Annotated in this window: 6 protein-coding genes and 6 pseudogenes; 2 read left to right on the forward strand and 10 right to left on the reverse strand. The window is 70.8% G+C overall.

Features of this window, described 5'->3' with window-relative positions; all coding sequences use genetic code 11:
• Nucleotides 1-12: 12 nt before the first annotated feature.
• From KAE78_RS14575 to KAE78_RS14585, 3 genes and pseudogenes are all read right to left on the reverse strand, one after another.
• Nucleotides 13-1,254: an MFS transporter gene (locus tag KAE78_RS14575; protein WP_223172696.1), complete on the reverse strand. Its 1,242-nt coding sequence runs from the start codon at nt 1,252-1,254 to the stop codon at nt 13-15.
• A pseudogene (locus KAE78_RS14580) lies at nt 1,247-2,310 on the reverse strand (flavin-containing monooxygenase). Before KAE78_RS14580 ends, KAE78_RS14575 begins: the two are co-directional and overlap by 8 nt.
• A pseudogene (locus KAE78_RS14585) lies at nt 2,307-3,622 on the reverse strand (FAD-dependent oxidoreductase). Before KAE78_RS14585 ends, KAE78_RS14580 begins: the two co-directional pseudogenes overlap by 4 nt.
• 88 nt (nt 3,623-3,710) lie before the next feature.
• On the opposite strand from KAE78_RS14585, the gene KAE78_RS14590 reads away from it, so the two are divergent.
• Nucleotides 3,711-4,058 (forward strand): ArsR/SmtB family transcription factor, encoded by a 348-nt coding sequence (locus KAE78_RS14590; protein ID WP_112266865.1) that lies wholly within the window; start codon nt 3,711-3,713, stop codon nt 4,056-4,058.
• Between the two features lie 23 nt (nt 4,059-4,081).
• On the forward strand, nt 4,082-4,774 hold the full coding sequence (locus tag KAE78_RS14595; RefSeq protein WP_411156038.1) for a GNAT family N-acetyltransferase: 693 nt from the start codon (nt 4,082-4,084) through the stop codon (nt 4,772-4,774).
• Here KAE78_RS14595 and KAE78_RS14600 read toward each other — a convergent pair.
• The 7 genes and pseudogenes from KAE78_RS14600 to KAE78_RS14630 all read right to left on the reverse strand — a co-directional run.
• A pseudogene (locus KAE78_RS14600) lies at nt 4,695-6,164 on the reverse strand (ATP-binding protein); the annotation flags it as partial. The gene KAE78_RS14595 and the pseudogene KAE78_RS14600 sit on opposite strands and share 80 nt — an antisense overlap.
• Nucleotides 6,165-6,349: 185 nt before the next feature.
• Complete coding sequence (locus KAE78_RS14605; RefSeq protein ID WP_223172697.1) at nt 6,350-7,465, reverse strand: hypothetical protein; 1,116 nt, start codon at nt 7,463-7,465, stop codon at nt 6,350-6,352.
• A gap of 50 nt (nt 7,466-7,515) precedes the next feature.
• A pseudogene (locus KAE78_RS14610) lies at nt 7,516-8,979 on the reverse strand (SCO6880 family protein).
• 6 nt (nt 8,980-8,985) lie between these two features.
• A pseudogene (locus KAE78_RS14615) lies at nt 8,986-10,315 on the reverse strand (conjugal transfer protein TrbL).
• Nucleotides 10,316-10,343: 28 nt separating this feature from the next.
• Nucleotides 10,344-10,613 carry a DUF6112 family protein gene (locus tag KAE78_RS14620; protein WP_026529668.1) on the reverse strand — a complete coding sequence of 90 codons (270 nt, stop codon included), beginning with the start codon at nt 10,611-10,613 and terminating at the stop codon, nt 10,344-10,346.
• A 125-nt stretch (nt 10,614-10,738) separates the two neighbouring features.
• Nucleotides 10,739-11,005, reverse strand: coding sequence for a DUF6112 family protein (locus tag KAE78_RS14625; protein ID WP_026529667.1), 267 nt, complete (start codon nt 11,003-11,005; stop codon nt 10,739-10,741).
• A pseudogene (locus KAE78_RS14630) lies at nt 11,005-12,633 on the reverse strand (M23 family metallopeptidase). Before KAE78_RS14630 ends, KAE78_RS14625 begins: the two are co-directional and overlap by 1 nt.
• Between the last annotated feature and the right edge of the window lie 2 nt (nt 12,634-12,635).

The raw sequence follows: 12,635 nt of genomic DNA on the forward strand, positions 1-12,635 counted from the left end.
GCTCCGATAACCTCAACTTCGACTATGAACGCCACGCGGCGGGAGGAGTGGCTGCTCCGCGCAGGCCCTCGTCCACGCGCTGGCGATCATCAGGGCCGTCCCGACTGCAGCCAGGGCGGTCAGGACAGCGAATGCCCTCGCGTAGCTCCCGGTCACCTCGGCGAGGACGGCCCCGGCGAACGGGGCGAGGGCAGCGGCCAGCAGGACCGGGAGGCCGAGGACGCCGGAGAGGTGGCCGTAGGCGCGCTCTCCCCAGCGGTCGGTGATCGCGGTCGCCTGCAGCAGCGTGGCGATCCCGCGGCCGACTCCGGCGAGCATCGACGCCGCAATCAGCAGGCCCACCGGGCCCGGCACCACGGCCAGGACCAGCGTGCTCGCAGTCACCAGGATGAACACGGCGGCGGTGCGCGCGGTCAGCGAGGCCCGGTGCGCCAGGCCGGTGTAGACGAGGCGTCCGGCGACCTGGCCGACGCCCCCGAGGCCGAGCACCCAGGCTGCGGCCCGGGCGTCGAGGCCGCGCTCGAGCATGAGCGGGACCAGGGCCAGCAGGCCCGTGTACATGGCCAGCGACGCCGCGGTCAAACCGCCCGTGAGCAGCCAGAACCGCGCGCTGCGCAGGACCGCGACGGCATGGGCGCTGTCGGTGGCGGGCGCGTCGCGATGCCCGCGCGCGGGCCAGGGGCGTCGCAGCAGGAGCGAGTGGGCCGGCACTGTGACGACGGCGAGGGTGGCTGCCGCCCACAGGTAGGTCGCCCGCCAGCCCAGCTGCTCGCCGGCGGTCGCCGTCAGCGGCGCGAAGACCGTGCTGGCCAGGCCCGCGACGAGCGTCAGGGTGGCCAGTGCCCCGAGGCGGCGTGCGTCGAACCAGCCGGTGATCGCGGCGAACGCCGGCGGGTAGAGCACCCCGGCCATCGCGGCCCCGGCCAGCACCCAGCCGGCGAGGAAGACCGGCAGGCTCCATGCCGTGCCGATCACCACGAGAGCCAGGACCCCGAGGGCCGACCCGACCGTCATGACCAGCCGCGGTCCGCGCCGGTCGATGACGCGGCCGATCGGCACCCCGACCAGCGCCGAGACCACCAGTGCCGCCGAGAACGCCGAGGTGACGGCCACCGTGGACCAGCCGGTGTCGGCGCTGATCCGCGGCGCGAGCACCGGGAAGGCGTAGTAGAGCAGCCCCCAGGAGACGATCTCGGTTACGCACAGGGCCGCCAGCACCGCGCCGAGCGACGGGCGGGGTCCGGGCTCAGGCAACGGCGGCACCCCGCAGCAGCCTGGTCAGGGCGTCGACGACGTGCTGGGCGTCGCGGTGCACCCCGCGCAGCGTGTTCGAGGAGAACGACCGCTGGAACTCCACACCGAGGAAGCCCAGCCCCGGCAGCGCGGTCGAGACACCGCGGTCGTGCCGGAGCCTGCCGGCCCCGTCGAGGACGCCGAGCGAGGTCAGGTAGGTCAGGTGCGGCCGGTAGCCGGTCGCGAAGATCACGGCGTCGACCTGCTCCCGGGAGACGTCAGGCCACACGACCCCGTCCGGGGACAACGCGGTGAACATGGGCCGCTGGTCGGGCCGGCCCGCCTCCAGCGCCCGCTTGTACGTGTCGGTCCCAATCACCGGGGTGCCGGTGACGAGCCGTTCGAGGACCGATGGCGGGAGCAGGTCGGCGCGCGTGAGGCGCAGCCACCAGTGCAGGTCGCGTCCGGCGATCATCTGCGGCGCGAACCGGACCCGGTCCCGCACCGCCAGCGACGTCTCCGCGTGCTCGGCGAGCTCGTGGGCCACCTGCACGGCGGAGTTGCCCGCCCCGACGACCACGACCCGCTGCCCGGCGAACTCCTCCGGCGACCGGTAGTCGGCCACATGCAGAACCCGCCCTCGAATGCCTCCCTGCCGGGGATCGCCGGCACGTGGGGATTGCCGAACGAACCGGAGGCAGCGACGAGCGCGTCGCCGACCAGGCTGCTCCCGTCAGCCAGCTCCACCGTGAACGCCGGCCCGTCGGCGGTGACGTCGACGACGCGGGCATTGGTCCGGACCTCGACGCCGAGCTGGTCGGCGTATCCGCGCAGGTACTCGACGACCTCGTCGCGCCCTGGGTAGCCGTCCGGGTCGCCGGGGAACGAGTACCCGGGGAAGGAACTGAACCGGCGTGGGGAGAACAGGCGCAGGCTGTCGTAGTAGCACGGCCACGACCCCACCGGCTCCGGGCCGGCCTCCAGCACGACCGGCTCCCAGCCCCGGTCGCGTCCGGTGCGGGCGGCAGCGAGGCCAGACTGCCCGCCACCGACGACCAGCAAGCGGCCCCGACTCATCCGTCCGCCCTCGCGCCGATCTGGACCAGCTGCGGACCAGGCGCGCAGCACGAACCCGAGGCCGCCTGATCGTCCGGGGCGTCGAACAGGCCAGACCCGCCACACACCCCAGTGTCCGGCAGGACGAGGTCGACGCGCGCGGCAGCCTCACGGTCGCCGGCGATCGCCGCGACGACGCTGCGGACCTGCTCGAACCCGGTCAGAGCCAGGAACGTCGGCGCCCGCCCGTACGACTTCGCCCCACGATGTAGAACCCCGGCTCCGGATGCGCGAGGTCTGCAGCTCCCGTGGCACGGACCGAGCCGCACGAATGCAGGTTCGGGTCCACCTCGACAGCGACCTTCACCGGAGCCTGCAACCGCATGTCGAGACCGAGCCGGATCTCGGACAGGAACGACAGATCAGGCCGGAACCCGGTCGCGACGAACACGCGCGATGCCGGTTCCAAACGGCGGCCGTCCTCCGCGAGGAGCACAGCCTGCCCGTCCTCGACCGTCACCTCTTCGGTACGGAACCCGGTGACGAGATCCACGAGCCCGTCCTCGACCGCCTTCTTCGCCCGCTGACCCAGCGCACCGCGCTCGGGCAGCTCGTCCCCGCTCCCGCCGCCGAACGTGTTGCCGACCGTGCCGCGGCGCAGCACCCAGCTGATCCGCGTCCCCGGCACCCGCTTCGCTACCCGCGACAGTATCCCGATCGTCGTCGCAGCAGAATGACCGTTGCCGACCACCACCACATGCTGACCGGCCAAGCCCAGGGCATCGTCGATCGCGGGCATGCGATGCTCCACCAGCCCCGCATCGACTGCAGCCTCCTCGCCGAGCGCGGGAGACCGTCAGCACCCGCGGGATTCGGGGTGTACCAGGTGCCCGACGCGTCGATCACCGCGTCGGTCTCGATCCGCTCCTGCCCACCATCCGTGCGGCGGACGTGCACGACGAACGGCTGCTCCGCTCGCCCGGCATCGACCGCGAGATCCCGCCCCTTGCGCGCCGCTCCGACCACACGAGCCCCATACCGGACCCGGTCGCCCAGCGCGTCCGCAAGCGGGGCGAGATACCCTCGATCCACTGCGCCCCGGTCGGATAGCCTTTCTCCGGCGCCACCCACCCCGTCGGCTCCAGCAGGCGACGAGATGCCGCATCGGTGAGCTCCGTCCACGGCGAGAACAGCCGCACATGCCCCCACTCCGCAACAGCTGCCCCCGGACCATCACCGGCCTCCAGCACGAGCGGGTTCAATCCGCGTTCCAGTAGATGCGCGGCCGCTGCGAGCCCTGCGGGCCCGCACCGATAACGACGACGGAAACCATACCCAACCTCCATGCATTGACGTTCTTCAATGTGAACGAGCCTGCCTCACGTATCGACAGATGTCAATGCGTAGGGCAGAATGGAGCCATGAACGCCCTTCCCGCGACCATCGAGAGCACCCCCGAAGCCTCGACCTGCTGCATCCCCGGGCAGCCGCTCGATGACGCGACCGCGCAGCAGCTCGCCCGGGTGTTCAAAGCGCTCGGCGACCCCACCCGGGTCAAGCTCATGGCGATGATCGTCGGCAGCAGCGAGGGCGAGATGTGCGTGTGCGACCTCACCGAACCCGTCGGACTGTCGCAGCCGACCGTGTCACACCACATGAAACTCCTCGTCGAAGCCGGTCTCGTGACCCGCGAGCAACGCGGTAAGTGGGCCTACTACCAGCCCACAACCGACACGCTCGCCGGCGCCGCGCGGGCGTTCCTCTCCTGACGCCAGATTCCCGGTTCCGGCCGATGGTCGAGTCCGACTGGCCCGAGGTCGCGAGCATCTACCAAGCCGGGATCGCCACCGGGCACGCCACCTTCGAAGCTGTGCCGCCCGCGAACTGGGCCGCGTTCATCACTTGCAAACGCTCCGAGCTGAGCCTGGTAGCCCTCGACTCCGCAGATCGGGTCAACGGATGGGTTGCCGCGGCCCCCACCTCAACGCGGACCGCCTATGCGGGCGTCGTCGAACACTCGATCTACATCCACCCCGATGCTGCAGGACAGGGCGTCGGCTCCAGGCTCCTGGCCGCATTCCTTGCCGTCGCCGACCACGCGGGCATCTGGACGGTCCAGTCCTCAATCTTCCCCGACAACACCGCAAGCCTGCGCCTCCACGAGCGCGCCGGATTCCGCACCGTCGGCAGACGAGAACGCATCGCCCGCATGGACTACGGGCCGCACGCCGGCCGCTGGCGCGACACCATCCTCGTCGAACGCCGCACCCCTGCTGATCCCGCAGGAAGCCACGCTGAGGCTGCATCTTCCGTGAACATGCACACTCACACCTGCTCCAGCGACCTCTCAACCCGCATCTTCACGCCAAATCGACTTCAGGATTCCTCAACTTGCGGGGAATGCCGGTCATGCGGGCGGTGGTGTCGAACGCGGCGAGCTCGGCGGGGTGGAGTTGGTGCTGCACGACGAAGGCCCGGTCCTTGATCCGCCAGAGCCCTTGCCCGGTGCCGAGTCCGGGCAGCAGGCGGCGTTCGGTGCCGGTCAGCCCGAGCGCGACGGCGGTGGGGCCGAGCTGATCGGTCTCCTGCCGGTAGACGATCCTCGTCTCCGCGTTTGCCAGCAGGCTGTTCGCCAGCGCCCGGTTCGCCGATCCGGCATCGCCGACGTTCTCCAAGTCGGTGAGCTTGTGGAACACCAAGAGATTGGCCAGCCCGTAGTGCCGGGCGAGACGCCAGTGGGCGTCCATCCTGCGCAGGAGCGCCGGGTGGGACATGAGCCTCCATGCCTCGTCGTAGACGACCCATCTGCGGCCCCGTTGGGGTCGAGCAGGGCGGCTTCCATCCATGCCGACGAGCAGGTCATCAGCACCGAAATCAACGTGCTGTTCTCGGTGACGCGCGAAAGATCGAGGCTGACCATCGGCAGCGACGGGTCGAACCTGACGGTGCTCGGCCCGTCGAACAGGCCGGCCAGGTCCCCGGCCACCAGGCGGCGCAGCGCGTGGCCGACCTGGCGGCCGTCCTCGGTGAGCCGGCCGTCCGGGTCGTCGGCAGGGTCGGGGCGCAGCAGCCGGTCGACCACCATCGGCAGGATCGGCACGTCCGCGTCGCGGACCGCGCCGGCCAGGGCGGTGTCGATCGCGGTGTGCTCCAACGGCGCCAACCGCCGATCCAGCACCGTCTCCGTCAAGGCTCCGAGCAGATCGCGGCGTCGCGCGGCGAGGGTGGTGGCCCACTCCTGGTCGGACAGGCCGCCGGGCCGGTAGCCCTCATCCAAGGGTTGAGCCTGTTGCCCATCCCGTGCCCGAGGATGATCGCTTTCCCGCCGACTGCTTCGGCGACGCCGGAGTGCTCGCCTTTGGGGTCGCCGGGACATAGACGCGGTACCCGAAGGGCAGACTGCGGGTGTAGAGGCTCTTGGCGAGCGACGATTTCCCGGAGCCGACGATCCCCGCCAAGATCAGGTTCGGCGCGGTGATGATGCCCCTGCGGTACAACTCCCACGGGTCGTACACGAACGAGGAGCCGCTGTAGAGGTCTTGGCCGATGAAGATTCCCGCGGCTCCGAGCCCGGCTTCGGCCAGGAACGGGTACTGCCCGGCGAGCACGGCGCTGGTGTCCTGATGCCGGGCCACCCGGAAGCGGCCCGGTGTCCTCAGCGCGGCCGGGCCGGGCTCGCCGGCGGCGGGCAGGTAGACCGTGGCACGGCGTTCAGCCCGTTCGGCGGCGGCCTTGGCCTGGGCCGCTTCCTTCTCGACGTGACGCTGCTCGGCGACGAGGCGGGCGGCGGCTTGCCGCCGCTGCTTGCGCAGCCGGCGCCGCTCCGAGGCGGGAGTGACGAGGACAGCGGTGTGCAGCTTCTCGCCCCGGCTCACAACGACCGCCCCGCGTCCCGGAGACCCAACCGCCGGCGGGACGGTCGAACCATGACGAGTCCGGCGCCGGGCGAGGCTGCTGTGGCATGTCCGGCTTGGGCTGCGGCGGGCCCTCGATGCCGAGCGGTGCCAGCGCGTCCGCGTTCTGGCGAGCGGCCTCCGCGACCCATCCGGGAAACAGGCACTCATGCTCGGGCCTGCTGCCGGGGTTGTCGATGGCGTACTGGCGGGCGTCGCCGGCCGCTGCCAGGAAGGCGGCGAGGTCGCGCATCGCGCGGTCCGGGGCGACCGGCGCTCCGGCGCCGGTGAACAGGTCCCGGCCGACGAGCGTCTGCCCGGTCGCGGTGTCCTCGATGCGGTAGGCATATCGCTGGTGCTCGCCCAGCGGCGAGTCCGGCCAGACGGTCAAGGTGAGCGTCCCGACGTGCCGGGACATCGAAGCGGTGGGGTCTGCGCTGTTCATGGCGGGCAGGTGCGCGCCGGCACGTCTCCGTGGTGGCTATGTCAGAGCGACAGCCCGCGGGCCTGCTTGACGGCGGCGACGCCGGGATGCTCGAACCAGCCCCGTCACGGACGGCGCTACGCCGCCCGGCCGTCTCTCGCTCACGGCCTGTCGTCGGGCGGCGGGCCGGGACGTGCGCCCCTGCTTCTTTGTCGATGGCGTCCTCGGCACGGATCAGGTGCCGCCGGTACAGGGCGACGTGCCCGGCCATCGCGTTGTAGGTCATCGCGTAGTCGCCGGTCTCGGCCTGCCGGTCACCGGGATAGACCGGGGCGGTGTCGTGAACGTCGCCGTTCTCCAAGGCGGCGTTCGTGGTCTCCTCGCCGTAGTCCCACGCCGACAGATGCTCGATCCCCGCCTCGACCCCGTGGGCGTCGATGAGGTCGATCACCCGGTCGGTTTCCTCGCCTTGGAGGAACACGACGCCAACCCACCGCTCCACCATCCGGTCCTGCGGGTTCCACACGATCCGGCCCGAGTGGGTCATGGCCGCGCTCAGGCGGTCGTCGGCCTGGTCGATGAGCGTGCCGGCCTGGTGCAGCTCATCCGCTGCGGCCAGCGCCTCGGCCGCACCGCCGCTGTACTCGCGGGACTCGTCGGTGACGTGATGCTGCCGGCTCAGATGGGCGGCGGCGAGCTGGTCGAGCACCTGCCGCAGCGATCGCAGCCCGCCCAACAGCTCACCGATCACCACGTAGGTCTCGGACGGGTCCTCGAAGCTACGGCTGGCGTGAGCCAGACCGCGCAACGCCTCGTAGGCATCGCTGGCATCGCTGGTCGGGTTCGTGTATGTCGGCATCACGGGCCTCCTTCAACGAGGGTGGGATGCCTGCCAGGTGAGCGCGCCGGTCACACCGTGCGGCACAGCGGCAGCGCGGCCGCCGTGAACGCGACGGCTTGCTGGCCGACGAGCCTTCGGGTCTCGCAGGAGGCTTGGATCGAGGCTTGTTCGATCGCGGCGACTGCGGCTTCCAGCTCGTCGACGCTGGGGCGGAGACGGAGATGAGCCCGGAGACCCGTAGAATCCCGTGGCCGGCGGTCAGGTCGGCTTCCTGCTGGAGAACGTCTTGGTATTCGGCGGTCTGCGCGGCGTCCTCGATCTGCCCGATTCGGGCGCGCTGGGCCGCATCGGAGATGTGTTCGACCTTCTTCTTGCGGATGTCGCGGGCCGCCTGGTCCGAGCGCATCGGGGTGTAGATCAGCGACACAGCCCGTTGGATGCCGGTGGAGAGCAGCACCGGCGCGAGGAACCCCGGATAGACGAGGCTGCGGGGCCACTCCGAGACCCACAGCACGGTGTGCCAGGCGGAGTCGGTGCGCAGGTTGCCCCAGGTCTCGGTGACCGCGACCGGGCCGGCGGCGGCGAGCTCCTGCCCGAGCCGCCCGTGGCGCTCCAAGGTGGCGGCCACGGCCGGGTCATACGCCGAGCGGAGGATGACCGCGACCTGACCGGGGCCGAGCCACCCCGAAGGGGTCAAGTCCGCCGAACGCAGCGCGGCGACCAGCGTCGCCATCTCCTGCCGGAGCACCGCGGCGGCGCCGCGGATGCCGCCGCCGGCGGTCCTGATCTGCTGGGAGGCGACCTTCATGTCCAGGGAGAGGCTGACCGTGGTGGCGTGCCGTTCCCGGCGGGGCCGGCCCGCTCGATCAGTTCGCGGTAGGTGGTCGCGGCCCAGGAGCCGTCGTCGGTGCCGTGCTCGGCCCACCACTCGGCCAGCCCGCTACCGGAGTCGGGCAGGGTTCGTTCGAGCACTTGCAGGGTCGCGATCCGCCCGGACCGGCAGACCGTGGCGAGCACTCGCCCCCAGGAGGTGACGCGGCGCTCTTGCTCGCCGGGGTCGAGCAGGATGAATGCCGGATGGGTCACTTCCGTCACGACCGTCAAGGTTGCCTGGCGGGGTCGTGGATCATGCACGCCCCGGTCTCGGGGTCCAGGTGCTCCCGAAGCCGGGCCATGTCACCGGGCAGCGCGAGACTTCCGGCAGGGCGGGGCTTGACGATCCGCCGCCGGTAGAGCAGTTGCCCGCCGGTGGAGCGCCACAGCCACCAGAGCGCGACAGGGAGCCATTCGACCATCGGCCTCCCAGCGATGGGCACCCAGGTCAGCACGACCGCGAGCAGCCAGACCGGGGCGGTGTAGACCAGCAGCATCCCGGCGCCGCCGTAGAACGCGGCCAGCAGCGCCAGGCCGCCGATGCCGAGGGTGATGAGCTGCGCGACCGAGAGGCCGAGCAGCACCCCTCGGCGGGTGAGTCGGCTGAACTTCATCGGCGTCAGCTCGCTACCGGGTGTCTTCTGGTCCGTGGTGGGCATGGGTGGTCACTCCTTGCCCCACGGCGATGCCGTGGGGTTGGACGGCTCCGTGGGCGTCCTCGGCTGCGGCGTGGACGGCGGGGCGTCTGCGACGGCGGCGGGGTGCCGCCGTTCTGCCCGCCTGCGGCGTCGGCGGCGGTCTCGGCCTGACCGGCCACCGCGTGCCCGGCCTTCGGCCCGGCCTCGGCGGCATCCTTGGCGACCTTCGCTCCGACCACGACGGCTGCCGCCGGTCCCGCGCCCGCGGCGGAGGCGCCGGCTTCGGCGCCCACGGTTTCACCGCCGGCCGCGGCAGGTGCCTGCGCCGGGGCGGGCGACGGCGGAGGCGTGCCACCTGATCCTGCGTCCGACGCGCCGTCATTGGGGTCTTCGAGAACCTTCTTGGGCTCGCCGCCGCCTTGGGCTTGGAGGGGATCGGGACGGGACGGTTGAGCGCGTTCTTGGCCTCCTGCTCGGTGCCCATCTGCTGGTACAGGTCGAAGCCCACGAACGACACGAAGCGGTAGACCATGTAGGGCGCGAAGGCCGCGATGCCCATGAGCACGATGCCGGTGATCGGTTCGGTGACGGCGGCGATGTCCAGCTCGATCGGGGTGGCGATCTGCGTGATCGCCAGCAAGAAGATGACGACGAGCACGAGCTTGCTGATGATGAGGGCGATCACGAACGCCGCCCATTTCCCGATCCATCCTTTGGTGGCGTCCCAGGACGCGCCGGCGAACGCGATCGGTGCCAGCACCACGCCGACCAGCAGCAGCGCCTTGCGGATCAGCAGGCTGAACCAGACGATCGCGACGGCGGCGATCATCAGCCCGGCCAGGAAGATCGTGACGATCGCGCCGACGCCGGGCGCGGCGATGTTGATGCCGCTGAGCCCGGCGGCGAGCAGGATGATCTTGTCGCCCATCGTCTCGGTGGTCTCGCCGGACGTCTGGATGATGCCGATGCTGAGCTGGTCCACGATTTCCAGTGCGAGCGCGGTCAGCGTGACGACCACGAACGCGCCCAGCACCGATTTCGCCGCGCCGAGCGCGGCTCTGGACAGCGCGGTCGGGTCGCGGCGGATCAGCCCGGTGATGAGTTGCAGGCAGAAGAAGATCAGGACGAGGAAGACGCCGATGCCGAAGATCAGGTTGTAGACGCTGGTGAACCCGTCCGTCTGGACATCGACCAGCGTGGTCGTGTCGAACACGGCCCACATCGCCTCGATCAGCCAGCCGGCCGCGCCGCCCATCGCCTGGGCGAGCCAGTCGAACGGGGCAGCCACGACCGTCGCGGCAGCCTCGCCCGCCACGTCGCAGACGGTCGAAATCACGGGAACGTCGCAGACACCCATCTCAAATCTCCTGCTGTGACCGGCGGCCCTATACGGCCTGGCCGACGTTCCAGAAGAAGTTCACGAGCGTCACCGCCGCGCCGCAGATCACCGCGGCACCGCAGGAGATGAGAACGCCCAGCTTGCCCCTGCCCGCCAGATGCGGGTTCGAGCTGTTGGCGCCGTAGGCCCAGACGATCGCGGAGACGATTAGCGCCAGTACGGAGAGGATGAGGCCGACCGTCATCACGGCGCCAACGATGGTGCGGAGCTGGTCGATGCCGGGCAGTCCCGAGCTGTTGGGGTCGATGTCGATCACGGCGGTTACTCCCTCGCTGAGCGAATGGCTTGTGGCGACGAGGTGAACCAGGGAGCGACTGGCGAGACCGGGCAGACGAAAGGCCCGCTCCCAACGCAGAGAGCGGGCCTGCTGGCGACGGAGGATCAGAGCTGTTGGCCGAGGGCGATGAGCCAGTTCACCCACGCCACCCCCGCGCCGGCGAGCGCGGCGGCGCCGACGCCGACGAGCACCCCGACCCGGCCCTTGGAGGCAAGCGAGTGGTTGCCGTGCGAGGCGCCCAGCGCCCAGCAGATCGCCGAGACGATGACCATGAGCACCGCGACGATGAGCACGAACATCAGCAGGGCGCCGATGACCTGTTTCAGATCGCCGATGCCTCCGAGCCCGTCGAAGTCGGGGAACACTTCCATCACGAACCGGCCCTGACGGTGATGTGCAGGTGGTCGTAATGGCCGCCGGTCACGTTGCCGGGGTCGTGCATCCCGCCGCCGTTGTAGGGGCGCCAGCCTTCGGCGTCGCGGGCCAGGGACCAGATTTGGCCCTGCCAGATCAGGTACTCCACGCCCAGCGACTCGGCGTGGTCCTTCATCCAGTTCGTCACCCGCCACCCGTCCTCGAGCTGCGCGGGCGTCGGGTGCGTCCCGATCGGGTTCCCGAACGTGATGTCACACGCCCGGCCCAGCGGGTGCTCTGACGTTGTGCCGGGCCGGGGCGAGTAGCAGGCCCAGGAGCTGTCGGGGAACGCGGCACGGGCTTGGGCCATGACGTGCGCCATGCGCGCGGTGATCTGCCCGCTGCTGGTGGGGTCATCGACCATCTGGTCGGGGTCGCCGTCCAGCGGGGCGGGATCGCCCGGCGCTCCACCGGAACTGCACTCGTTCGGGCTGCCGACCGTGGCTTCGGGCAGGTCGACCGCGTTGTGGTCGTTGAGCCACTTGGCCGCGTCGACGGCCTCGCCGCTGGTGCCGCCGGGCCGGACCTCGAAATGCAGGTGTGGCCCGTGCTGTTGCCGGAGCTGCCGACATCGCCGATGTGCTGGCCCGCGGTCACACGATCTCCGGCCGCGACGAGGATGCCGGACTGCCACATATGCGCGTAGGCGGTCGCCACGGTCTGCCCGTCGATCTGGTGCTCGATGACGATGAGTCCGCCGTAGCCGCCGGAGAACTCGGCCACGGTCACGGTCCCGTCTGCGGCGGCGAGGATCGGCGTGCCGTCCGGTGCGGCGAAGTCGGTGCCGGTGTGGAACGACGGTTCCCCGGTGATCGGATGGATACGCGGCCCGAACTCGCTGGTGAGCACCCAAGTTCCCTCGGGGAGCGGGAACACGACCCGCGAGGACTCCGCGACCGGACCGGCCACCACCGAGGCGGTGGCCGGGCCAGCCGCACCCGTCGCGCCGGTGAGAGCGTCGAGGATGCGTTCGGCGACCGGCTCGTAGTTGCGGTAGCGGTCAGGGTAGGCACTGACCTCGACGGCTTGCGCGGCCTCGCCGGGGTCCATCTGGGCCCAGCCGGGGATGTCCAGCAGGCCCCGCGGCGAGGGATAGTTAGGTCCATCGGGTCCGCCGTAGAACGCGCGGGCCTGATAGTTCGTGTCCATCAGCTCCGCGACGGTTCCCCACCCGGATTGCGGGCGCATCTGGAACAGGCCGAGGGAGTCGTGGTCGCCGCCGTTGCCGTCGTTGGGGTAGTTCGCGGACTCGGGGTAGGCACTGGTGTTGGCGAGCTGGCGCAGGGTGCTCTCGGTGAGCGCGGCCATCAGCGCGATCTTGATGCCGGGCCGGCCGACGCCCTCGATGCCGCCGCCGACAGTGATGATCGTGGCCGCGTGCGTGAGCTGGGTCTTGTTCAGCGTGAACGTGGTGCCGTCTTGCGTGGTGACGGTCAACGAATCGGGGACGTTGCCCACGGTGACGCTGCCGCCGGGACGGCGCAGTTCGCGGCGGCGGGTTCATCAGCACGCCGATCGCCATCAGGACACAGGCAGGGCCGAACAGGACGAAGGCGAGTCCGAGGATGAGGAGCTTCTTGACCACGG

The organism is Microbacterium sp. NIBRBAC000506063, from assembly GCF_017968845.1.
GTDB lineage: Bacteria > Actinomycetota > Actinomycetes > Actinomycetales > Microbacteriaceae > Microbacterium.

What these genes read in the sequence shown, in the direction of transcription:
- KAE78_RS14590 (WP_112266865.1), top strand. Translation starts at nt 3,711, where the DNA reads ATGAACGCCCTTCCCGCGACCATCGAGAGCACCCCCGAAGCCTCGACC.
- KAE78_RS14595 (WP_411156038.1), top strand. Translation starts at nt 4,082, where the DNA reads ATGGTCGAGTCCGACTGGCCCGAGGTCGCGAGCATCTACCAAGCCGGG.
- KAE78_RS14605 (WP_223172697.1), bottom strand. Translation starts at nt 7,465, where the DNA reads ATGCCGACATACACGAACCCGACCAGCGATGCCAGCGATGCCTACGAG.
- KAE78_RS14625 (WP_026529667.1), bottom strand. Translation starts at nt 11,005, where the DNA reads ATGGAAGTGTTCCCCGACTTCGACGGGCTCGGAGGCATCGGCGATCTG.